The sequence below is a fragment of the Streptomyces sp. NPDC014995 genome (assembly GCF_043080745.1).
Lineage (GTDB): Bacteria > Actinomycetota > Actinomycetes > Streptomycetales > Streptomycetaceae > Streptomyces.
On the sequence record NZ_JBIBVX010000011.1, the window covers coordinates 60,142 to 82,762 of the forward strand.

Annotated in this window: 14 protein-coding genes; 2 read left to right on the forward strand and 12 right to left on the reverse strand. The window is 72.2% G+C overall.

All coding sequences use genetic code 11. The annotated features are described in order from the left end of the window. Positions 1–140: 140 nt before the first annotated feature. The gene (locus ACF1A1_RS22245; RefSeq protein ID WP_392002086.1) at positions 141–2,204 is read left to right on the forward strand and encodes a TIM-barrel domain-containing protein; all 2,064 of its coding nucleotides are present in this window, start codon (positions 141–143) and stop codon (positions 2,202–2,204) included. Between the two features lie 66 nt (positions 2,205–2,270). Here ACF1A1_RS22245 and ACF1A1_RS22250 read toward each other — a convergent pair whose 3' ends face one another. The 8 genes from ACF1A1_RS22250 to ACF1A1_RS22285 all read right to left on the reverse strand — a co-directional run bounded on the left by ACF1A1_RS22250 (position 2,271) and on the right by ACF1A1_RS22285 (position 14,058). Continuing rightward, the gene (locus tag ACF1A1_RS22250; RefSeq protein WP_392002088.1) at positions 2,271–2,885 is read right to left on the reverse strand and encodes a chorismate mutase; all 615 of its coding nucleotides are present in this window, start codon (positions 2,883–2,885) and stop codon (positions 2,271–2,273) included. Between the two features lie 29 nt (positions 2,886–2,914). Continuing rightward, complete coding sequence (locus ACF1A1_RS22255) at positions 2,915–3,628, reverse strand: hypothetical protein (RefSeq protein ID WP_392002090.1); 714 nt, start codon at positions 3,626–3,628, stop codon at positions 2,915–2,917. A 36-nt stretch (positions 3,629–3,664) separates the two neighbouring features. Further along, positions 3,665–5,914 carry a glycoside hydrolase N-terminal domain-containing protein gene (locus ACF1A1_RS22260; RefSeq protein WP_392002091.1) on the reverse strand — a complete coding sequence of 750 codons (2,250 nt, stop codon included), beginning with the start codon at positions 5,912–5,914 and terminating at the stop codon, positions 3,665–3,667. Further along, positions 5,911–7,875 (reverse strand): beta-galactosidase, encoded by a 1,965-nt coding sequence (locus tag ACF1A1_RS22265; protein ID WP_392002092.1) that lies wholly within the window; start codon positions 7,873–7,875, stop codon positions 5,911–5,913. Before ACF1A1_RS22265 ends, ACF1A1_RS22260 begins: the two co-directional genes overlap by 4 nt. Beyond that, a complete protein-coding gene (locus tag ACF1A1_RS22270) occupies positions 7,875–10,106 on the reverse strand; it encodes a WD40/YVTN/BNR-like repeat-containing protein (protein WP_392002093.1) in 2,232 nt (743 codons plus the stop codon). Before ACF1A1_RS22270 ends, ACF1A1_RS22265 begins: the two co-directional genes overlap by 1 nt. A 258-nt stretch (positions 10,107–10,364) precedes the next feature. Continuing rightward, the gene (locus ACF1A1_RS22275) at positions 10,365–11,300 is read right to left on the reverse strand and encodes a carbohydrate ABC transporter permease (protein WP_392002095.1); all 936 of its coding nucleotides are present in this window, start codon (positions 11,298–11,300) and stop codon (positions 10,365–10,367) included. After that, positions 11,297–12,337, reverse strand: a complete 1,041-nt coding sequence (locus ACF1A1_RS22280) for an ABC transporter permease (RefSeq protein WP_392002096.1) — start codon at positions 12,335–12,337, stop codon at positions 11,297–11,299. The genes ACF1A1_RS22275 and ACF1A1_RS22280 overlap by 4 nt, the downstream gene beginning before the upstream one ends. 26 nt (positions 12,338–12,363) lie before the next feature. Next, a complete protein-coding gene (locus tag ACF1A1_RS22285) occupies positions 12,364–14,058 on the reverse strand; it encodes an extracellular solute-binding protein (protein ID WP_392002097.1) in 1,695 nt (564 codons plus the stop codon). Between the two features lie 386 nt (positions 14,059–14,444). On the opposite strand from ACF1A1_RS22285, the gene ACF1A1_RS22290 reads away from it, so the two are divergent. Next, positions 14,445–17,282: a glycoside hydrolase family 3 C-terminal domain-containing protein gene (locus ACF1A1_RS22290; protein ID WP_392002098.1), complete on the forward strand. Its 2,838-nt coding sequence runs from the start codon at positions 14,445–14,447 to the stop codon at positions 17,280–17,282. Between the two features lie 143 nt (positions 17,283–17,425). On the opposite strand, the gene ACF1A1_RS22295 is transcribed toward ACF1A1_RS22290, so the two are convergent. From ACF1A1_RS22295 to gabT, 4 genes are all read right to left on the reverse strand, one after another. Continuing rightward, positions 17,426–18,871 (reverse strand): aldehyde dehydrogenase family protein, encoded by a 1,446-nt coding sequence (locus tag ACF1A1_RS22295; RefSeq protein WP_392002100.1) that lies wholly within the window; start codon positions 18,869–18,871, stop codon positions 17,426–17,428. Positions 18,872–19,004: 133 nt separating this feature from the next. Further along, entirely contained in the window at positions 19,005–19,685 is a 681-nt protein-coding gene (locus tag ACF1A1_RS22300; RefSeq protein ID WP_392002102.1) for a phosphatase PAP2 family protein, read from the reverse strand. Between the two features lie 13 nt (positions 19,686–19,698). Further along, entirely contained in the window at positions 19,699–20,604 is a 906-nt protein-coding gene (locus ACF1A1_RS22305) for an alpha/beta fold hydrolase (RefSeq protein WP_392002414.1), read from the reverse strand. 496 nt (positions 20,605–21,100) lie between these two features. Then, on the reverse strand, positions 21,101–22,435 hold the full coding sequence (gabT, locus tag ACF1A1_RS22310) for a 4-aminobutyrate--2-oxoglutarate transaminase (RefSeq protein WP_392002104.1): 1,335 nt from the start codon (positions 22,433–22,435) through the stop codon (positions 21,101–21,103). Positions 22,436–22,621 lie beyond the last annotated feature (186 nt).

Sequence of the window (22,621 nt, forward strand, 5' to 3'; positions counted from 1 at the left end):
TCCGCCCTCCCCCGCGCTGCCGGGGCACCCCCTGACCGCCCCCTCCACGCCGCACCTCCCCAGCCGCACCCTCCATGCGTCACCCCTCCATGCCTCACTCCTCCATGTCTCACTCCTCCAGGAGCACAGGAGCACCCCACGTGAATCAGCCTGCCGAAAACCAGACCAGTCACCCCGCGGTCAGCCTGGCGCAGTCCTCCCCCACCGTCGGAACCTTCCGTGAGCGCGACGGCGCGCTGGAGTGGAGCGGCCGTCAGGAGACCGTCCGCGTCGAGCCGTGGGGCCCGGACGCGGTCCGGGTCCGGGCGCGGCTCGGCGGTCCCGTCCTCGACGGTCTGCCCGGCGCGCTGCTCGAGGAGGCCCCGCCGGCCCCCTCCACCGTCAAGATCGAGGACGGGCGGGGGCGGCTGACCGTCGGCGCGCTGACCGTCGAGGTCGACGCCGAGGGTCTGATCCGCTTCCTGCGCACCTTTGGCGAGGAGGAGCTGCTGGCCGAGGAGCGCGCCCACTTCTGGTGGCCCGGCCCGCGCCTCTACACGGCCGTCGGCAACGGCCATCACCGTCTGGAGCAGCGGTTCGCCGCCTACGAGGACGAGCGGCTGTACGGCCTGGGCCAGCACCAGCACGGCCGGCTGGACCAGAAGGGGCTGGTGCTGGACCTGGTCCAGCGCAACGCCGAGGTCGGCATCCCGGTGCTCACCTCCAGCCGCGGCTACACCCTGCTGTGGAACAACCCGGCGATCGGCCGCGTGGAGCTGGCCGGCAACGGCACCCGCTGGGTCGCGGACTCGGCCCGCCAGATCGACTACTGGATCACCGCGGGCGCCCCGGCCGACGCCCAGCGCCGCTACAGCGCGGTGACCGGCCGCACCCCGATGCTGCCGGAGTGGGCGGCGGGCTTCTGGCAGTGCAAGCTGCGCTACCGCACCCAGGACGAACTCCTCTCCGTGGCACGCGAGTACAAGCGGCGGGGCCTGCCCCTCGACGTGATCGTCTGCGACTTCTTCCACTGGACGCACCTGGGCGAGTGGAAGTTCGACCCGAAGGAGTGGCCGGACCCGGCCGCGATGGTCCGCGAACTGGACGAGCTGGGCGTCAAGCTGGTGGTCAGCGTCTGGCCTTCGGTGTCGCCGCTGAGCGAGAACCACCCGGTGATGGAGCAGCGCGGCTACTTCATCGGCACCCAGTACGGCCCGCTGGCGCACGCCGACTGGCCGGACAAGGAGGTCGCGTCGACGGTCCAGGTGGCCTTCTACGACGCGACGAACCCCGACGCCCGTGACTTCGTGTGGTCGCGCGTGCGCGACAACTACCTGGCTCCCTACGGCATCAAGGCCTTCTGGCTGGACGCCTGTGAGCCGGAGCTGAAGCCGGGCTTCCAGGAGAACCTGCGCTACTGGGCGGGGCCCGGCCTTGAGGTGGGCAACCTCTACCCGGCCGAGAACGCCCGCACCTTCTACGAGGGCCTGCGCGCGTCCGGCGAGGACGAGATCATCACCCTCAACCGCTCGGCCTGGGCGGGCAGTCAGCGCTACGGCGCCGCCCTGTGGTCCGGTGACATCGGCACCGACTTCGCGACCCTGCGCCGCCAGATCGCGGCGGGCCTCAACACGGCGCTGTCCGGCATCCCGTGGTGGAACACGGACATCGGCGGCTTCCACGGCGGCGACCCGGACGACCCGGACTACCGCGAGGTGATGATCCGCTGGTTCCAGTTCGGCGCGCTCTCCCCGCTGATGCGCCTGCACGGCTTCCGCGACCCGGCCATGCCGCTGGGTCCGAGGATGACCGGCGGCCCCAACGAGGTGTGGTCGTACGGCGAGGAGGCCGGGGCGATCCTGGAGCGGTACCTGCGGCTGCGCGAGCGGCTGAAGCCGTACGTGCTGGACGTCATGCGGGAGGCGCACGAGGAGGGGCTGCCGGTGATGCGGCCGCTGTTCCTGGAGTTCCCCGGGGACCGGGCGGCCTGGTCGGTGGACGACGCGTATCTCTTCGGCCCCGACCTCCTCGTCGCGCCGGTGCTGACGGCGGGCGCCACGACCCGCACGGCGTATCTCCCGGCGGGCGCGAGCTGGACGGACGCGTGGATGGGTGAGACGTACGAGGGCGGTACGGCCGTGACGGTCGACGCCCCGCTGGACCGCATCCCGCTGTTCCTGCGGGACGGGGCGCGGCTGCCCGTAGCGGAGCAGCCGCGTCGGTGAGGAGGGTGCGGCCGGTCCCGTAGGGGAGGGACCGGCCGCACCGTCGTGTGGGCGGGCGCGGCCGTGTCAGCGGCAGACCGAGGCCAGGGAACGGACGAGGGCGCGGGTGTGCAGGGCGTCCGGGTGCTGCTCGTGGCGGACCTGGAGGGTGGCGACGGCCAGCCGCGGGTGGCAGGCCGGGGCGGTGCGCTCGGGCGTGGTGGCGGCCAGGGCGGCGACCAGGTCGGTGGTGACGCGGTTGATCGTCTCTCGGACGACGCTCAGGTCGGGCCTGGTGGTCGGGGCCTGGTCCGGGTGGGTGGTCCAGCGGCGGAACAGGCCGCGCTGGACGGCCTTGTTGGCCTCGATCTGGTCGCGGAAGATCCGCCGGACCTCGTCCGGGTCGGCGCCGGCCCGCTCGGCCTGCGCGGCCACCGTGTCGAGGACCTGCCGCTCGCGGGCCGGGTCGTCGATGGGGGTGTCGGTTCCCCACTTCGCGGCGGCCACCAGGTCGGCGGTGGCCAGGCGTTCGGCGGAGAGGGCGACGACGGGGCGCAGGGACGGGAACGAGGGCGAGGACGCGTAGGGGGGCGAGGGGGAGGACGAGGGGGCCGCCGTCGCGGCGGTGCCCGGTGCGGTGAGCAGGGCGGCCGTCGCGGCGGCGGCGATCAGTGTGCCGCGGAGGGGGGTGGGGATGCGCATGGTTCCCATGGAACCCCACCCCCGCGCCGTCAGCTTCTGCTGACGGTCAGGTTGTTGGTCCGGAAGTCCAGTCCGCCGGAGGACGAGGTGATCTCGAAGCCGAACTGGACGTCACCGATCGTCTCGTTGCCGAACCAGCCCTTGGTGTCCTTGATCCACCTGAGGATCGGGAGGATGTTGACGGTGCCGGAGTTCGAGTCGGAGGTGCGCAGGAACGAGAAGACCTCGTTGGCGCCGTTGTTGCCCTTGTAGACGGACCAGGTGTGGCCGCCCAGGGTCACGCTCCCCTGCGAGGTGCCCAGCGGGCCGACCGCTCCGTTGTGGTTCACCCAGAGCATGATCTCGTAGTCGTAGTCGGTGTCCCAGATGTCGTACGACGTGTTGTACGCGCCGGACGACGGGACGGTGACGTTGTAGTTGCTGGTGAGCGAGCCCAGCGAGGTGATCGACTTGTTGATCACCTTCTTGGAGTTGGGGTAGGACTTGATGCCGCCGGTGTTGGGGTGGTTGGCCCAGACGCCCCAGTTGGTGCCGGAGTTGGCCCAGATGCACTGGCTTCCGGCGCCGGAGCCCCAGATGTTGTTGTAGAGGGTGTAGCCGTTCAGGCTGGTGTTGCCCCACTGGTCGCAGGAGTTCCAGACGGCGGCCTGGGCGGGGGCTGCGGCCAGGCCGATGGTGGCGCCGAGCGCGAGGGCGGGGGCGAGCAGGGCCTTGGTGACCCTGCCGAGGGTGCGTGTTGCCATGGTGTCCCTTCCATGGGTGGGGGGATGTGCGGGGAGTTACCACGTCCCCAGGGTGAGGACGTGGTCTTCTCCGGCGACGAGGTCGAGCGGCTCGGTGCCGGAGGAAGTCCGGACGTCGATGCGGTGGGTGCGGTGCGGCCTCAGGACGGCTCGGGCGCCGTCCGGCCCCCAGGTGAGGTCGAGGTCGGCGCCGAACCGGGTGCGCACGCCCCGGAGTTCGCCCGCCGGGAGCGCGGGGGTGAGCGCGGGCAGCAGGACCAGCCGGTCGGGGGTCGACTGGACGAGCATCTCGATGAGGACGGCGGGCAGGGTGTGGGCGGCGTCCGCGTTGTAGACGTCGCGGTGGGGGTAGTGGGCGCTCATCAGGGAGGCGTGGAAGAAGTCGCCCTCCAGGACCCGGGCGAGGGCGTGGGCGACCCGGTGGCCGTCGCGCAGGCGGGCCGCGACGAGCGCGTGGTGGAGGTGGCCGTGCGCGGAGTCGTTCTCGGCGCCGCGCAGTTCCAGGGCGCGGTGGGCGGCGGCCGCGAGGCGCGGGGTGTCGTAGGGGTTGATCTCGTCGAGGGGCCAGACGGCGTAGAGGTGGCTGAGGTGGCGGTGGTCGTAGGTGTCGTCGAGGCCGGGCCAGGCCCATTCGGCGAGGGCGCCGTCGGCGTTGATCCGGTGCGGCGGGATCCGGTCGGCGAGGGCGCGCCAGCGCTCGGCGTGTTCCGGGTGGTACGCGGCGGCCGTGAGGAGCGCGTGGCGGGCCGCCGAGAGGTCCATGGCCGCGTTGAGGGCACCCCAGCTGGCGTTGGCCGGCCGGTTCTCCGGCGAGTAGGAGGGGACGACGACGAGCTGTCCTTCGTCGTCGGTGCGGGTGAGGAAGTCCTCGTAGAACCGGGCTGCTTCGGCGAGCGCGGCGGCGGTGCGCGGATCGTGTTCGCCGCGGGTCTCGTCGTGGTCGACGAGCGGTTTGAGCAGCCAGTCGGCGCCGGCGGTCCACAGGTGGAGGGGGTATTCGCGACTGAAGTGGTACGTCAGACCCGATTCGCCGTCGGTGTGGGGCGGGGCGACGACGCCCCGGGCGCCGAAGATCGCGCGGGCGTTCTCCCGCCAGTCCGGAAGCTGGCGGTAGATCAGGGAGGCGAGCGCCGAGAGGACTTCGGGCAGGGCGGCGGCTGCCGCCGACGCCGTCTGGAGGTTGATGTTGGCGTCGGTGGTGAAGGCGCCGGCCCAGGCCGTGTCCCAGTCGCCGGTCCACAGGCCGGTGAGGCGGGGCGGGAACAGGCCGCTCGCGCAGAGCAGGTGGTAGCGGCCGGCCGCGAACAGCCGCTCCAGGAGGGCCGTGCTGCCCGGCCGCTCGAGCAGCTCGGAGCCCGGCAGGGCGCGTTCGCCGGCGTCGGCGGCGAGGTCGAGGGTGACCCGTTCGTAGGCGGTGCGGTGCAGCGCGGTGTGGCGGTCCAGGAGGTCCTCGTACGACCACTTGGCCAGCAGGGCGCGCAGGGCGCGGGTCTCCTCGGCGACGTCGAGTTCGCCGGTGTGCCGGCGGACGCGGGTGAGGAGCAGGACGGAGTCGGCGTCCTCGATGCGGACGCCGGGCGCGGCGAGGGACACGCGGCCGCCGGTGACCGCGAGGACGGTGACGCCGGTGTACGCGCGGTCGCTGTCCGGGTAGCGGGCGCGGAGGCTGAGGGCGGCGCCCTCCGGGGTGCGGAGCGTGCCGTGGCCGACGCCCAGGCCGGCCGGTGCGCCCGGGAGCCGGTGGTCCAGGGAGAGGTCGAGGGTGAGGCCGGTGCCGGTGACGTACTGGACGATGACGTCGTCCGCGCGGGAGACGAAGACGCGGCTGGTCCAGCCGGCGCAGCCGGCGGTGGTCTCACCGGTGGCGAAGTCGACGCCGCGGCGGTAGCGGGGCCGGTCGGCGCAGGGGCGGCGCAGGCGGGTCTGGAAGGCGGGGTGGAAGGGCCGCACCCACTGCAACGGCCGTCCGTCCGTGAAGCCCTCGGCGGCCGTGAGGTCGCCGGCGAGCAGCCGGTCCTGGAGGGCGGGGAGTTCCGCGGCGAGCTCCGGGGGTCCGGCGTGTTCGGCGCCGTTCGGGCGGACGAGGGTGTGGTGCGTGACGACGACCCGGTCGTCGTCCGGATCTCCGAACACGAGGGCGCCGTGGTGGCCGTTGCCGCTGAGGAAGCCGTCCTCCCAGCGGGCGGCGGGGCGCGGCTCCCAGGTTCCGTGGACCGGGCCGGGGTGGGAAGCGGGGTGGGAACGGGGGCGGGGGCCGGTGCCGGGGCCGCGCGATGGGGGTGTCATGGTCGCAACACCACCACTCCGTAGCGGCCGAGGGTGACCTCGTCCGTGAAGGTCGCGCCGGTCAGCAGGTCGCGGTGGGTGCCCGGCACCTGGACGGTCACCGACTCGCGCCCGTGGTGGAGGAGGAACAGCAGCTCGCCCCGGCGTACGGCCTCGACCTCCCGCGGGAGGCCGTCGAGGACGGGCCGTGCGCCGGCGTCGGCGGCGACACGGGCGAGGAGGGCGCGCAGCGCGTCGGGCTCGGGGAGCGTCGACACGTACCAGGCGCGGTCGCGGCGCAGGACGGCGGGCAGACCGTCGAGTTCGCCGCCCTTGTAGACGGTCTCCACCGAGCCGTCGGCGGCTTCCAGTTCCTCCGACCACAGCGTGCCGCGGAAGCCGTCGCAGTCGACGGTCTCCCCCGGCTCCAGCGGCCACCACTCGTGCAGGGTGCGGATGCCGAACAGCTCGCGCAGCCGGGCGTCCATGCCGCCCGCGCGGACCCGGTCGTCCTCGTCGGCGACACCGGTCAGGAAGCCGCTGACCAGGGTGCCGCCGCCGCGGACGTGGGCGAGGAGGTTGTCGATCGCCGCGTCGGTGAGGAGGTAGAGCTGCGGGACGACGACCATCCGGTAGCCGGAGAGGTCGTGCTCGGGGTGGGCGAAGTCGGTGGTGAGGTGGGACTCCCACAGGGCGCGGTGCCAGGCGTGCAGGACGGCCGGATGGTCGACGTGGGTGGACGGGCGGCCGTCCTGGGCGCTCGCCCACCAGGCGTGCCAGTCGTGCAGGACGGCGACGTCCGCGTGGATGCGGCCGTCCGTCACCTCGCCGCCGATGCGGGCCAGGTCGGCGCCCAGCCGCCTGACCTCCTGGTAGGTGCGGCCCCGCTCCCCCGCGTGGCTGACCATCCCGGAGTGGAACTTCTCCGCTCCCTGGCGGGACTGGCGCCACTGGAAGTAGCAGACGGCGTCGGCGCCGCGGGCGACGGCCTGGAGGGACCAGAGGCGGTTGAGGCCGCGCGGCTTGGGGTGGTTCACCCCGCGCCAGTTGACCGGACCGGCCGCCTGTTCCATCAGCATCCAGGGGCCGCGGGCCTGCGAACGGGTCAGGTCCTGGATCAGGGCGGCGTGCTGCGGGCCGAGCGGATCGCGGGGGTCGGGGTAGAGGTCGACGGAGACGACGTCCTCCTCCTCGGCCCAGCGCCAGGCGTCCTGGCCGAGGAACAGCGGCATGAAGTTGGTGGTGACCGGGAGGTGCGGGGTGTGCCGGGTGACGATGTCGCGCTCGGCGGCGTAGCACTCCAGGAGCATGTCGGAGGTGAAGCGCCGGAAGTCCAGCACCTGGGTGGGGTTCTTCAGGTAGTGCGGGGTGCGCGGGGGCAGGACGCCGTCCCAGCTGTCGTAGTCCTGGCTCCAGAAGGCGGTGCCCCAGGCGGTGTTGAGGGCGTCGAGGGTGCCGTACTTCCCGCGCAGCCAGCGGCGGAAGGCGGCGGCGGCCTCGTCGCCGTGGTCGTAGGTGCAGTACTCGTTGTTGATGTGCCACATCGTGAGGGCGGGGTGGCCGGCGTAGCGGGCGGCCAGGTCCTCGGTGATGGCGGCGGCGTGCCGGCGGTAGGTGGCGCTGGAGTGCGAGAAGTGCTGGCGGCCGCCCCACCACTCGGTGCGGCCGTCCTCGGTGCGGGGCAGGGTGTCCGGGTGGAGCCGGCCCAGCCACGGGGGCGGGGAGGAGGTGGGGGTGGCGAGGACGACGCCGATGCCGTTGTCGTGCATCAGGTCCATCAGCCGGTCCAGCCAGCCGAACTCCCGGGCCCCCGGGCGGGGTTCGAGCCTGGACCAGGAGAAGACGCCGAGGGTGACGGAGTTGACGCCGGCGTCCCGCATGAGGCGGACGTCCTCGTGCCAGGTCTCCTCGGGCCACTGCTCGGGGTTGTAGTCGCCGCCGAAGAGGATGCGGCCCCGGGTCACGTCGCTGAGGCCGGGCATCAGACGGGGTCCCCGTACTGGATGCCGCGCCCGTTGGTGGCGATGTACACACGGCCGTACACGCGCGGGTCGCCGGTGATCGTCTCGCCGGTCCAGCCCCACTGGTGCTGGTCGTCGTTGATCCGCACCCAGGTCTTCGCCTCGTCGTCGGAGCGGTACACGGCGGTGATCGTCTCGGTGGAGCCGACCATGTAGACCGCCGGGTAGCCGGCGCCGTCGGCCGCCTTGCCGAAGCCGAGGGTGTACGAGGCCCAGCAACTGCTGGCCTTGGTGAAGGTCGCGCCGCCGTCGGTGGACCGGTACAGCCCGTTCCACTTCACGCTCAGCCACAGGTCGCCCGAGCGTCCCGGCGCCGCAACCAGCTCGAACTGGCTGTCACCGGAGGGCAGTCCGGTCGCCCGCGCGGTGAAGGAGCGGCCGCTGTCCGTGCTGGCGTACAGCGTTCCCGTGTCGGTGTCGTAGGCGTAGAAACGCGTCGGGTCGGCCGGGTCGGCGACCGGTGTGGCGCCCTTCGGGAAGGAGGAGACCTCGGCCCAGGTGACGCCGTTGTCCGCCGAGCGGTGGGCCGGGTACTTGGTGCCGTCCCAGTGCACGAAGGTCCACAGCAGCGCGCTGCCGTCGGCGTTGGTGGCGATCGGGCCCGGTGCGTCCTTGGCGAGGGCGGGCTGGGCCTCGAAGGGCGCCCAGGTGCGGCCCCCGTCGTTCGAGTAGGCGCCGTTGCCCTTGTCGCCCCAGCCGGTCCGGACGACGTACGACGGCTTGACCGCCGCCTGCGCGAGCCCCGTCGCCGTGCCGAACACCGGGTTCGACGCCATGCCGCGCGACGGCGATGCCGTGAGCCGCTCGTGGTACATCACGCCGATGTCCCCGGAACCGCTGAGCAGGTGCGCCTCGCCGGTCGGGGGCGAGATCAGCTGGCGTATGGACGCCTCCTCCAGGCCGCGGATCTGCGGGGCCCAGTGCTTGAGGTCCCGGGTGCCGTAGAGGGTCGCGCCGGTGCCGTAGACGACGTGCCGGGAGTCGTACGGGTCGAGCGCGAGGGCCTGGATCCACCAGCCGAACTTCGGCTGGGCCTCACCCCACTTGAGGTAGGGGGTCTCCGACACGTCGAGGACGGCGGTGTCCTTGAGGGACGTCCAGGTGCGGCCGCCGTCGGTGGACCGGTACAGGGTGTCGATGGCGGCCCAGCGGTTGTTGGTGGAGACGACGACGGTGCCGGGGCGGCGGGCGTCGACGGCCACGCCGCCGTAGCCGAAGGTGTCGGCCGAGCCGTCGGCGGCGGTACCGCCCGGCTTCACGGGCGTGACCTCCGTCCACGTGCCGTCGAGGGTGCACAGCTTGTGCACGCTGCCGTCGGACTGGCCGTTGGGCCCGGGGGCGTTGGCGTACGTCACGTACAGGTGGCCGGTGCCCCGGTCGTAGGCGGCGCGGACCGGGACCTTGGCGGCGGTGCCGGAGGGCTGGCCGGGGACCGCTTCCCAGGTGGTGCCGTCGCCGGTCCGGTACAGGTTCTTCGTCCCCGGCGTGCCGTCGCCGTCGCCCCAGCCGGCGTAGAGGGTGCGCCCGGCGGCGACGAGGAGGGTGACGCCCTGGCCGTTCGCGCCGGGGGTGCCCGGGAAGCCGCCGACGGCTGCCCAGGTGGCCCCGCGGTCCGTCGATTTCCACAGACCGTCGTGCCGGGTGCCCAGCCACAGGGTGTCGCTGTCCCGCGGGTCGACCAGGAGCCGCTCGCCCGTGCCCCGGCCGTCCTCGTTGGCGCCGAGCTTCACGGTGAGGTCGGTGCGGGTCCAGGTGGCGCCGCGGTCCTCGGAGCGCAGGACGGCGCCGTTGCCGGCCCAGGACTGCGCGTAGGTGCCGAGGGCGAGGTAGAGGCGGTTCGGGTGCGCCGGGTCGACGGCGAGGGCCTCGACGCCGAGCAGGTTCCAGTCGTCCCAGCCGAGGTGATCGGTGAGCGGGGTCCAGCGGGCCGTGCGGTCGTCCCATCTGTAGGCGCCGCCGATGTCGGTGCGGGCGTAGGCGAGGCCCTTGACGGCGGGGTGGAAGAGGACGCCGGTGATGAATCCGGTGCCGCCGATGACGGCGTTGCGCCAGCGGTAGGTGACGGGGGCGGCGGCCGCGGCGGCCGTGCCGGCGGCTCGGGCGGTCGCCTGGAGCGCGGGGACGCTGGTGAGAGCCGCGGCGGCGGCCGTGCCGGCGAGTACGGTGCGACGGCTGAGGGGGGAGGCGTGCATGGGGTACCTCGCAGGGGGTCGGAGTCGTGGACCTGGGTGTGCCGGGTGCCGTGGGCTGGTGGGGGGTGGGTCGCGCGGCCGGCGCTGACGGGGTGCCGCCTGTGCCACCCGTGCTGCCCCGGGCGGCTGGGCGGCTGGGCGGCTGGGCGGCTGGGCGGCTGGGCGAGGTGACTCCAGGGCGCGGGGAACTGCGCGACCGGCCACGGGCGGCCCGCAGTCGCCGGACGAGCCTCAGCCCCCGCGCCTGCGGCGCAACCGCTAACCCTTCACCGCGCCCGTCAGCATCCCCTTCTTGAAGTGCTTCTGGACGAACGGCGACAGCACCGCCACCGGCAGCAGGGCCATCACCATGACCGCCATCTGCACGGCCAGGCCGGACAGTTGGCCGGTCTTGATGGCCTGGCCCAGGCCCACCGGCGCCTCCTGCTTCTGCACGAGCTGGATCATGACGTTCTGCAACGGCATCATGTCCTGGTCGTTGAGGTACAGGGACGCGTTGAACCAGGCGCTCCAGTAGCCGACGGCGTAGAACAGGGTGATCACCGCGATCACCGCACGCGACAGCGGCATGACGATCTGCCACAGGATCCGCAGGTCGCCGGCACCGTCGATCCGCGCGCTGTCGATGAGCTCCTGCGAGATCCCCATGAAGAACCCCCGCAGCACCAGGATGTTGAACACGCTCACCGCGCTGGGCAGGATCAGCGCGAGATAGGTGTCCGTCAGACCCAGGGTCTGCACCAGCAGGTACGTCGGGATGAGGCCGGCGCTGAAGAACATGGTCGCCAGCAGCGTCATGAGGATCCAGCGGTGCCCGAGCGACCCCGTGCGGGACAGCCCGTACGCACACAGCACGGACACGGTCATGGAGAACGCCGTGCCGATCAGGGTGACGAGGACGCTGATGATCGTGGCCCGGGTGACCTGGCCGCCGCTCAGCAGCTCCCGGTAGGCGATGAAGGTGATGCCCTTGGGCACCATCACCAGCCCGCCGGCCTCGTCGATGGTCTTGCGCGAGGAGAGGCTGGTGACCACGACGATCCACAGCGGGAACAGGATCGCCAGGACGGCCAGCGACAGGGCGAGACCCTTGCCCGCGAGGCCCGCCCTGGAAGGCTCTTCCTCCCAGCTCGGCCGGGGCGGTGCCGCCCACCGACGGGGCTCCCGCACCGGCTTGTCGATGACGGCGGTCACTTCTTGTACACCCCCTGCTCGCCCATGAGATGGGCCACCTTGTTGGCGGCGAGGACCAGCCCGAGGCTGACGACGCCCTTGATCAGGCCGGCGGCGGCCGCGTAGCCGAAGTCCTGGTTGCGCACGCCGTTCCACCACACGAAGGTGTCGAGGACTTCACCGGCACCCGGCCCGACGGCGTCACGTTGCAGCAGGATCTGCTCGAATCCGACGGTCAGGGCGTCCCCGACGCGCAGCACCAGCAGCAGGGCGATCACCGGCCGCAGCGCGGGCAGGGTGACGTGCCACATGCGGCGCCAGCGTCCGGCGCCGTCCATCGCGGCGGCCTCGTACAGGTCCGGGCTGACCGAGGCCAGGGCGGCGAGGAAGACGATGATCCCCCACCCGGCGTCCTTCCACACGCTCTGCGCGGTGATCAGCAGCGGGAAGGTGTCCGGGTTGGTCATGATGTTGATGCCGTTGTAGCCGTTCTCCCGCAACAGCTGGGAGAGGACGCCGGCGCCGCCGAAGAGCTGCTGGAAGACGGCGATGACCAGCACCCAGGAGAAGAAGTGCGGCAGGTACAGGACGGCCTGCGCGACCGCCCGGACCCGGGGCCTGACCACACTGTTGATGAGCAGCGCGAGCAGGACCGGGATCGGGAAGTACAGCACGAGCTGCAGGAAGAACAGCACCAGTGTGTTCTGGACCGCGTTCCAGAAGGCCGAGTCCTGGAAGATCCGCTGGAAGTTCTCCAGGCCCACGAAGGGGCTGTTCAGGATCGAGACGACGCCGTTGTCGCTGATGTAGGGGTCGTACTCCTGGAAGGCGACGACGTTGCCGAGGATCGGTACGTAGTTGAACAGCAGGACCAGCAGGAGGGCCGGCAGTGTCATCAGGAGCATGACGCGGTCGCGTCTGAACCTGGACCGCAGGCTCGGCCTGCCCGTGCCCCGCTCGCCCCCGGGGCCGGTGGCGTCGCCGGACGCCACCGGGGTCCTGCTCGTGGTCTTCGTCTTCGCCTCGGCTGCGCTGCGAGGCACCGTACTGTGGGACACGGCCTTCTCCTTGCCTCAGCCCCGGGTCAGCCGGCCGCGCTGCCGTTCTCGTCGAGGATCTTCTGGTACCAGTCGCGCAGCTTGTCTCCGCCCTTGCTCTTCCAGTCGGAGACGAACTGCTGCATGTCGCTGATCTTCTTGCGGCCGCGGACGATGTCGTCCTCGAGCTGCTCCATGTCGTTGGAGAGGTTGGTGAAGCGCGTGGGCTCGGTGATCTGCATGCCCCAGAAGCTCGACTTCTTGGTGAAGGCGCCCATCCGCTGCTGCCACTCGACCTGGCCCCTGGCCACGTCCGGGAAGTCCGGGTGGGCGAGGGTCGAGGCGGGGCTCGCGACCATCACGTAGGCGTTGAGGACCTCGTTGTTGCCCTTGTCGTTCTTGACGGGCACGCCGTCCTTGAGGGTGTAGTGGGTGCCCTCCACGCCGTAGTTGGTGAGCATGTACTCCTTGGTGCCGTACGGCGCCGCGGTCACGTTGGCGACGGCCAGCGCGTCGCGGATCACGGACTCGGACGCCTTCTTGCTGATGAAGGCGAAGATGCTGGCGGGCTGCGCGGCCCACAGGGTCGGGTCGCCGCCGTCGTGGCCGAAGATGTCCATGCCCCAGATCTTGAAGTCGGGGTTCTGGGTGGCCTGGGAGGCGGTCTGGCCGTACCAGTTGGAGATGTCGTTGTTCCAGATCAGGAACTCGCCGGCGGCGAACTTGGGGGCCGGGTCGGTGGCCTGGCTCTTGCCCAGTTCGAAGTCCGGGTGGACGACCCCGGCGGCGAACAGCTTGCGGGTCCACTCCAGCGCCTCGAGGAACTCCTCGGTCTCGATGCGGTAGATCAGCTTGCCGTCGACCAGGTTCCAGCCGAGCGGCTTCTCCCCGCCCGACAGCACGCCGAAGGAGTTGAAGGCGGTCCACTTCATGTCGCCGCAGGCCCACCGCTTGGCCTTGGCGTTGGTGATCTCCTTGCACAGGGCCAGGAACTCGTCCGCGGACGTGGGGACTTCGTAGCCCTCCTTGTCGAAGACGTCCTGGCGGTAGCAGGGCACGATGTTCTGGACGTACGAGGCCGGCATCGGCAGTCCGCGCAGCGCGCCGCCGAAGAGGGACCGCTGCCACGCCTCCGTCGGGATCGCCGCGAGGTTCGGGTACTCCTTGACCGCGTCACCGGACAGGTAGGGGCCGAGGTCGGCGAACTTGCCGATGATGGCGCTGGGTATCTTGCCGCCCATGTTCCAGCCCGGGATCACCACCACGTCCGGGACGTCGCTGGAGGCGAGGACCGCGCCGAGCTTCTGGTCGTAGGTGTTGCCGTCCTGGTTCTGCCACCGGACGTCGACGCCGATCAGGTCGTTCATCGCCGTGTAGTAGGCGTTGCCGGCCGCGGGCGGCGAGCCCCAGAACGGCGACATGATGGTGACCTTGCCGCCCTTGCCGAGCTTCTTCGGGACCGACGTCTTCAGACCGGCGAGGTCCAGCTTGCTGGTGAAGCCGATCGACGAGCCGTTCTTGGACGGGATGTCCGGCGTCACCACGTTGCTGGCGACGTAGGCCGGAAGGATCTTCTTCGCGTCCTTGCCCGACGTGGTGCCGTCGCGCGAGCCGCTGTCGGTGCCGCCGCAGGCGGCCAGCAACGGCATCCCTCCCGCCACCGCTGCGGTGGCGACCGCCGTGGAGGCGAGGAAGCTTCTCCGGCTGGGCCCGGAGGAGGCGGAAGCGGCGTTCGGCGTCATTGCGTCAACCCTTCATGGCGCACCAGGACACCCGGCGGTGGCCGTCGGCTGCGGTGTCTCGAGTGGAACTGGCTGAGCTGAAGCGGTTCCCGGTCCTCGCTCGTCGGAGGATTGCGTGCCTGGCGGCTGCCACTCCGGACTGTCCAAGGATCGTCGAAGCGCTTCGATGTTGCTGTGAGGTTAAGTGAAGGCATGGGGGTGCACAAGGGTTCGCTCCCAAGATTCCTCCGAGGTATCCAGGTTTCGTCCACGCTCATATGCTGCTTGAAATGACGCCCGGAAGTCGGAGTTGTTGCCGAGGGACGTCTTGACACCCACCCCGGTATCGAATGAGCATCGAAGCGCTTCGAAAGAGCTCCCCCGCTCCATCGCAAAGGGATCACCACGTGACCGCACAGACGCCGCCCACGCCGCCTTTCCGCGATCCGCAGCTGCCGTTCGCGAAGCGCATCGACGACCTGCTGTCGCGGCTGACCGTGGAGGAGAAGGTCTCCTTCCTGCACCAGTTCGCACCCGCCGTGGAGCGGCTCGGCATCGCCGCGTTCCGTACCGGCCAGGAAGCGCTGCACGGCGTGGCGTGGATGGGTCCGGCGACGGTGTTCCCGCAGGCCGTGGGGCTGGGCGCGACCTGGAACCCGGAGCTGGTGCGCCGGGTCGGCGAGGCGGTGTCCAAGGAGGTCCGGGCGATGCGCGCCCGCGACGAGCGCGTCGGCCTCAACGTCTGGTCCCCCACGGTCAACCTGCTGCGCCACCCCCTGTGGGGCCGCAACGAGGAGGGCTACTCCGAGGACCCGAAGCTGACCTCGGCCATCGCCACCGCCTACACCCAGGGCCTGCGCGGGGACCACCCGACCTACTGGCGCACCGCCCCGGTCCTCAAGCACTGGCTGGCCCACAACAACGAGACCGGCCGTGACGTCACGTCCTCCTCGGTCCGCCCGCGCGTGCTGCACGAGTACGACCTGCGCGCCTTCCGCGAGACGGTCGAGGCGGGCGCGGTGGCCGGCGTGATGCCCGCGTACAACCTGGTCAACGGCCGCCCCAACCACGTCTCCCCGTACCTGCGCGAGCAACTGCGCACCTGGACGGACGAGGAACTGCTGGTCTGCTCGGACGCCGGCGCCCCCTCCAACCTGGTCGACTCGGAGCACTACTTCGACACCCACGAGGAGGCGACGGCGGCCTCGCTGGTCGCCGGCGTGGACAGTTTCACCGACCACGGCACGGACGGCTCGAAGATCACCGCACGGGTCCGGGGCGCCCTGGAGCGGGGCCTGCTGACCGAGGCCGACCTCGACACGGCGGTCCGCCGTCAGCTCTCGGTCCGCTTCCGCCTCGGCGAGTTCGACCCGCACTACGACCCGCACGCGGGCACCGGCGAGTTCGACACCCCGGCCCACCGCGCCCTCGCGCGGGAGGCCGCCGAGCAGGCCGTGGTCCTGCTGCGCAACGACGGCGTGCTGCCGCTGGCCGCAGGCACCCGCGTCGCCGTGGTCGGCCTGCTGGCCGACGAGTGCAAGCTCGACTGGTACAGCGGCACCCTGCTCCACCGCTCCACGCCTCTGGAGGGCCTGTACGAGCGGTTCGGCGCCGAGCGGGTGGATTTCGCGGAGGGCGTGGACCGCGTCCTGCTGAAAACCTCCGCGGGAACGTTCCTGAGGGTTCCGCCCGCCCCGGAGGCCGCCGACGAGGTGCGCGGCGCCGAGGGCGCTCTGGACCCGGCGCTGCTCGCCGGCCGCACCGACCTGCCGCCGCTCACCACCGACGCCACCGGCACCGAACTCGCCCTGGTGGACTGGGGCGAGGGCGTCCTCACCCTGCGCGCCCCCGACGGCCGCTACCTCTCGGTCGCCGAGGACGGCCGCATACGCGCCGCGGCCGACCAGCCCGGCGGCTGGGTCGTCCAGGAGACGTTCCGCCTCGAACCCCATGGGAACGGTCACCTCCTGAAGCACCTGGGAACGGGTCGCCACGTCTGTGTCGCCGCTGACGGCGTGCGGGTTGCCGAGGAGGATCCCGAGGTCTTCGAGCTGGTCGTGGCGGAGCGCGGCGAGGAGGCGGTGGCCCGGGCCGCGGCCGGGGCGGACGTGGTCGTGGTGGTGGCGGGCAACGACCCGCACATCAACGGCCGCGAGACCGAGGACCGTACGACCCTGCGGCTGCCGGCCCAGCAGGAGCGGCTCCTGGAGGCGGCCCGCGCCGCGAACCCGCGCACGGTGCTGGCGCTGGTGTCGGCGTACCCGTACGCGATCGAGCCGGGCCACCTGTCCGCGGTGCTGTGGACCGCGCACGGCGGGCAGGCCGCGGGGACCGCCCTGGCGCGCGTCCTCGCCGGTGACGTCTCCCCCGCGGGCCGGCTGCCGCAGACCTGGTACGCCGACGACGCGGACCTGCCCGACCTGCTCGACTACGACGTGATCGGCGCCCGCCAGACGTACCTGTACTTCGAGGGCACCCCGCTGTTCCCGTTCGGGCACGGCCTGTCCTACACCTCGTTCGCCTACGCCGACCTGGTGGTGGGCGTGGGGGACGGCTCGGCGCGCGTCTCCTTCACGGTCACCAACACCGGGGAGACGACCGCCGACGAGGTCGCCCAGCTCTACACGCGCGCGGTGGACCCGTCGGTCACCCGGCCGCGCCGCGAGCTGCTGGCGCACCGCCGGGTCACGCTCGCCCCGGGCGAGAGGCGGGAGCTGTCCTTCGAGGTCCCGCTGTCCGCCTTCGCGTTCTGGGACGTGGCCCGGGGGGACTGGCGCCGCGAGCCGGGCCCGTACGACCTGCTGGTCGGCGCGTCCAGCGAGGACGTCCGGCTGCGCACGACGGTGACGCTCGACGGCGACGCGGCCGCCCCGCGTCCCGTGGTGCGCCGGGCTCTGGCCGCCGTCGACTTCGACGAGCAGAGCGGCACCGAGATCGTGGACCGGACCAAGGTGTCGGGGGACGCGGTGACGCCGGTGGCGGGCGGCACGGGCGAACTGCTCTACCGGGCCTGCGACTTCGGGGCCGGCACCACCGGGGTGACCGTGGAGGTGGCCGGCGAGGGCACGGTGGAGGTCTGCCTGGCCGGCGGCCCGGCCCTGGCGGTGCTGACGCTCGACGCGCCCACGCCGGGACCGTACGACTACACCACGCTCGACGCCCCGTTCGCCGCGGGCGGTGTGCACGACCTGCGGCTCAGGCTGCGCGGCCCCCTGCGGCTCGCGCTCGTCGGCTTCTCCGGTTGAGGGGCCGGACCAGGCCGACGCGGAGAAGGGGCCCGGCACCGGAAGGCATCGGTGCCGGGCCCCTTCAGGGACGGCGAACTCGCGTCAGGAGCGACAGTACCTGAAAATGGTTCCCATTAGCTAGGGGTCGGCCGGGAATCCGGTCAGAGGGCGAGCCCGGTGAGGACCAGCACCCGCTCGTACGTGTAGTCGTCCATGGCGAACCTGACGCCCTCACGGCCCACCCCGGACTGCTTGGCGCCGCCGTAGGGCATCTGGTCGGCGCGGTAGGAGGGCACGTCGCCGATGACGACACCGCCGACCTCCAGCGCCCGGTGGGCGCGGAAGGCGACCTGGAGGTCGTGGGTGAACACGCCCGCCTGGAGGCCGTACTTGGAGTCGTTGACGGCGGCGAAGGCCTCGGCCTCGCCGTCCACCCTGCGCACGGTGAGGACCGGCCCGAAGACCTCCTCGCAGGAGATCGTCACGTCGGCAGGCACGTCGGCGAGGACGGTCGGCGCGTAGGAGGCGCCGTCGCGCTTGCCGCCGGTGAGGAGGGAGGCGCCGGCGGCGACGGCCTCGTCCACCCAGGTCTCGACGCGCTTGGCCGCGTCCTCGCTGACCAGCGGGCCGACGTCGGTGGTGTCGTCCGAGGGGTCACCGGTGACCTGGGCCTCGACGGCGGCGACGACGCGCGGCAGCAGCCGGTCGTACACGGACGCGTCGGCGATCACCCGCTGCACCGAGATGCAGGACTGGCCGCCCTGGTAGTTGGAGAAGGTGGCGATGCGGGTGGCCGCCCAGTCGAGGTCGGCGTCGCTCGCCCAGTCGCCGAGGACGACGGCCGCGCCGTTGCCGCCCAGCTCCAGGGTGCAGTGCTTGCGCGGCACCGAGTCCATGATCGCGTAGCCGACCTTCTCGGAGCCGGTGAAGGAGATGACCGGCAGCCGCTCGTCCTGGACGAGGGCGGGCATGCGGTCGTTGGAGACCGGCAGGACGCTCCAGGAGCCGGCGGGCAGCTCGGTCTCGGCGAGCAGCTCGCCGATGACCAGGGCGGAGAGCGGGGTGGCGGGCGCCGGCTTGAGGATGATGGGCGCGCCGGCCGCGATCGCCGGGGCGACCTTGTGGGCGCACAGGTTCAGCGGGAAGTTGAACGGCGCGATGCCGAGCACGACGCCCTTGGGGAAACGCCGGGTGAGGGCGAGGCGCCCCTGACCGCCGAGGTCGGTGTCGAGGCGCTGGGCCTCGCCGCCGTTGAACCGCCGGGCCTCCTCGGCGGCGAACCGGAACACGGAGACGGCGCGTCCGACCTCACCGCGCGCCCACTTGATCGGCTTGCCGTTCTCGGCGGAGATCAGCCGCGCGATCTCCTCGGTGCGCTCGACGAGCCGCCTGCTGACGTGGTCGAGGGCGGCGGCGCGTACGTGGGCCGGGGTGGCGGCGAACTCCTCCCGCACGGCGTACGCGGCGGCCACGGCCTCCTCGACCTGCGCGTCCGTGGGCACGCTGACCTTGCCGACGAGACGGCCGTCCCACGGGGAGCTGACGTCGAAGCTGTCCTCGCCGGTGGCCTGGCGGCCGGCGAGCCAGAAGGCGTGGAGGGAAGTCATGTCGGGTCCCGGCCCTTCCGCTTTGGGGGTGTGCTGGCTTTTCCTGGTCCACGGTAGGGGCGGGGAGGCGGAGGGTCGCTTGTCCGAGTCGTAGTGGTGGAGCGCGGGCGTGCGCCGCTTTGGCGCGGTCGGGCTACCGCCTCGCCCGCCGGAGCAGGAGCCACAGGGCGCCCAGCAGCACCGCGCACAGGCACCAGCTGGCCACCACGTCCAGCGGCCAGTGGTACCCGCGCCGGACCAGCCCGAAGGAGACGGCCAGGACGAGGACGACCGCCCCGGCGACCGCCGCGCGCCGGGCGGCCGCCGTGACCAGCCAGGGCAGCAGGACCATCACCGCGGATCCGTAGGCGACGGCCGCGGTCGCCGTGTGACCGGACGGGTAGTAGCCGGTGGCCGGCGGCACGACGTGCGTCCCGGGCCGGTCCGTCCACTCCTTCAGCGGTACGACGATCAGCGGGACCAGCGTCATCAGGAGGAAGGCCGCGACGGGCGGCAGCCACCAGCGCCCCCGGCCCACCGCGCTCCCCCGCCAGGCCACGTATCCGGCCACCAGCGCCAGGGCCGGCACCGCCACCTGCACGTTCCCCAGGTCGGACAGCAGCTCGGAGGGCCGGTCGGGGTGGACGAGGGCCCGGCTCAGGCGTGCGTCCAGCCGCAGGAGCGGGCCGTCGGCGGCGACCTGCCAGGTGAGCAGCGCGAAGAGGAGGGCGGGCAGGACCAGCAGGAGGATGAGGAGAAGGGTGTGGGGAGCCGGGGTGCCGGCGTCCGGCGGCGCGGGCGCGTCCTCGGTCCGCTGGTGGGGGCGGGTCGACATGGACTCCAGCTTGTCAGGTGCGGCGGGGTGCGGCCGCGAGGGAGGGCAGGGCGCCGGTGTGCTCCAGGATCGCCGCGGCCAGCGGTGCGTGCACGGCTCGGGGCAGGGCGTGCCCCATGCCGGGGATCTCCACGAGCCGTGCGCCCCGGATCGCCTGGGCCAGGTGCTGCGGGTGGGGCGGAGGGAAGACCGGCTCGGCCGGTGCGGAGACGACCAGGGTGGGCACCTCGGTGCGGGCGAGCCGCTCGGTGCGGTCCATGCCGGAGGAGTCGGCGCGGGCGTGTGCGGTGGATGTGCGGTGGTGCCCGGTGTGCGCGATGATCCGGCGTTCCAGTTGCCTGGTGTACGCGGCGTCGAAGGGCAGTTGCTCCCCTCCGAGCAGCCGCCAGTGCTCGACCCTCCGGTCCAGCTCGGCCTCCGGGTCCGGGTCGTCCGGCACCGGGCGGGCCCACAGCTCCAGCAGGCGGGGGTCGATGCCGGGCAGTTCCCCGACGGGGACGGCGCTCCCGTCGGGGCGTCGGTACGGGACGGAGCTCAGCGCCTGGGTGCCGATCAGGGTGGCGCCGAGCAGCCGGCCGGGATGGTCGGCCAGCAGCAGCTGGGTGAGCATCCCGCCGAGGGACATGCCGACGACGTGGGCCCGGTCGGCGCCGAAGGCGTCCAGGACGGCGACGGCGTCCTCGGCGAGCGCGGTGACCGGGTAGGGCCGCTCGTCGTAGGCCCAGGTGGAGCGGCCGGTGTCGCGGTGGTCGTAGCGGATGACGCGGTGGTGGACGGCGAGCAGGTCCACGAACTCGTCCGGCCAGCCGAGTGCGCAGGCCTGGGCGCCCATGATCAGCAGGAGCGGGGGCGCGTCGGCGGGGCCGCGCTCCTGCGCCCAGAGGCGGATGCCGGGTGCGGCGTCGACGTACTGGTGCATCGGTTCCTCCTGCGGACGGCGAACGGTGACGGAGAACAACGTCATCACGAGACGAGACGTACCGTATCGCATCCCGCTCGAAAAAGAGACCCCGGAGCGAGTCCGGGGTCTGCGTTCCGTGGTCCGCACGTCGGAAGGAGGTCGGCCACCCCGGAACAGGGGGGGTGGTTCCGGGGTGGCCGTCCGGATCGGAATGTGCCGCGCGCCCCGGGGGGTTTGGGGCGGGCGACCGTCCGATCGGTGAGGAGATCCGAAGCCGGAGGCTCCGGTTTGTGTGCGCGAGGCACGACCAGGTCGAAGCTGGGGAGGCCCCGGCCCGGGTTCGCCCACAGTCCCCTGTGGGCGGGGTGTATCTCTCATCTGGTGAGAACCTACGGCAGTGGTCGACGGGACGACAGACGGATCCCCGTCCCGCCATCCACCTCGCACACCTTCTTCACACGCTCTGCCCGGCCCGGAATTCCGTGGCTTCCGGACCGGACGTCCGGGGCCCGTCTCAGATGCGGGCGAAGGCCTGCTCGATGATGTCGAGACCCTCGTTGAGCAGGTCGTCCCCGATGACCAGCGGCGGCAGGAAGCGCAGCACGTTGCCGTAGGTGCCGCAGGTCAGGACCAGCAGGCCCTCCTGGTGGCAGGCCTTGGCCAGGGCGGCGGTCGCCTCCGGGTTCGGCTCCTTGGTCGTACGGTCCTTGACCAGCTCGATGGCGATCATCGCGCCGCGGCCGCGCACGTCGCCGATGATGTCGAACTTCTCGGCCATGGCGCCCAGCCGGGCCTTCATGACGGCCTCGATGTTCTTCGCCCTGGCGTTGAGGTCGAGCTCCTTCATCGTCTCGATGGAGCCGAGCGCACCGGCGCAGGCGACCGGGTTGCCGCCGTAGGTGCCGCCGAGGCCGCCCGCGTGCGCGGCGTCCATGATCTCGGCGCGGCCGGTGACGGCGGCGAGCGGCAGGCCGCCCGCGATGCCCTTGGCGGTGGTGATCAGGTCCGGGACGATGCCCTCGTCCTCGCAGGCGAACCACTGGCCGGTACGGCAGAAGCCGGACTGGATCTCGTCGGCGACGAAGACGATGCCGTTGTCCGCGGCGAACTGGCGGATCGCGGGCAGGAAGCCCTTGGCCGGCTCGATGAAGCCGCCCTCGCCGAGCACCGGCTCGATGATGATCGCGGCGACGTTGTCCGGGCCGACCTGCTTGGTGATCTGGTCGATGGCCTGCGCGGCGGCCTCGGGGCCGGCGTTCTCCGGACCGGTCGGCCAGCGGTAGCCGTAGGCGACCGGCACGCGGTAGACCTCGGGCGCGAACGGGCCGAAGCCGTGCTTGTACGGCATGTTCTTGGCCGTCAGCGCCATCGTCAGGTTGGTCCGGCCGTGGTAGCCGTGGTCGAAGACGACGACCGCCTGGCGCCTGGTGTACGCGCGGGCGATCTTGACGGCGTTCTCGACGGCCTCGGCGCCGCTGTTGAACAGCGCGGACTTCTTGGCGTGGTCACCCGGGGTGAGCTCGGCGAGGGCCTCGGCGACCTCCACGTAGCCCTCGTAGGGGGTGACCATGAAACAGGTGTGGGTGAAGTCGGCGAGCTGAGCGGAGGCCCGGCGTACGACGGCCTCGGCGGAGGCGCCGACGCTGGTCACCGCGATGCCGGAGCCGAAGTCGATGAGACGGTTGCCGTCGACGTCCTCGATGATGCCGCCGCCCGCGCGCGCGGTGAACACCGGCAGCACGGAACCCACGCCCTGCGCGACCGCGGCAACGCGGCGGGCCTGCAACTCCTGCGACTTCGGGCCGGGGATGGCGGTGACGACGCGGCGCTCCTGCGGAAGTGCGGTCATGGGGGGCTCCCTGATGGTCTTGCGTTCCGGGCGGTCCGGGATGTTCGCGGTCCGGGTGTTCCGGGGGGTGCGTTTTCGGACGCATTGCTTCCTTTCTCGCAGGCTAGGACGGGGAGCGAGGGGTGGGCATGCTCCATGTGGGCGTTGTCGGCGGCGCCGGTTGTCCGCCGTGGACATAGCCGGCCG

Bases quoted from the DNA above. Each gene is read 5' to 3' on its own strand.
- ACF1A1_RS22270 (WP_392002093.1), bottom strand. From the start codon at position 10,106: ATGCACGCCTCCCCCCTCAGCCGTCGCACCGTACTCGCCGGCACGGCC.
- ACF1A1_RS22285 (WP_392002097.1), bottom strand. From the start codon at position 14,058: ATGACGCCGAACGCCGCTTCCGCCTCCTCCGGGCCCAGCCGGAGAAGC.
- gabT (WP_392002104.1), bottom strand. From the start codon at position 22,435: ATGACCGCACTTCCGCAGGAGCGCCGCGTCGTCACCGCCATCCCCGGC.
- ACF1A1_RS22305 (WP_392002414.1), bottom strand. From the start codon at position 20,604: ATGCACCAGTACGTCGACGCCGCACCCGGCATCCGCCTCTGGGCGCAG.
- ACF1A1_RS22295 (WP_392002100.1), bottom strand. From the start codon at position 18,871: ATGACTTCCCTCCACGCCTTCTGGCTCGCCGGCCGCCAGGCCACCGGC.
- ACF1A1_RS22250 (WP_392002088.1), bottom strand. From the start codon at position 2,885: ATGCGCATCCCCACCCCCCTCCGCGGCACACTGATCGCCGCCGCCGCG.
- ACF1A1_RS22300 (WP_392002102.1), bottom strand. From the start codon at position 19,685: ATGTCGACCCGCCCCCACCAGCGGACCGAGGACGCGCCCGCGCCGCCG.
- ACF1A1_RS22265 (WP_392002092.1), bottom strand. From the start codon at position 7,875: ATGCCCGGCCTCAGCGACGTGACCCGGGGCCGCATCCTCTTCGGCGGC.
- ACF1A1_RS22255 (WP_392002090.1), bottom strand. From the start codon at position 3,628: ATGGCAACACGCACCCTCGGCAGGGTCACCAAGGCCCTGCTCGCCCCC.
- ACF1A1_RS22260 (WP_392002091.1), bottom strand. From the start codon at position 5,914: ATGACACCCCCATCGCGCGGCCCCGGCACCGGCCCCCGCCCCCGTTCC.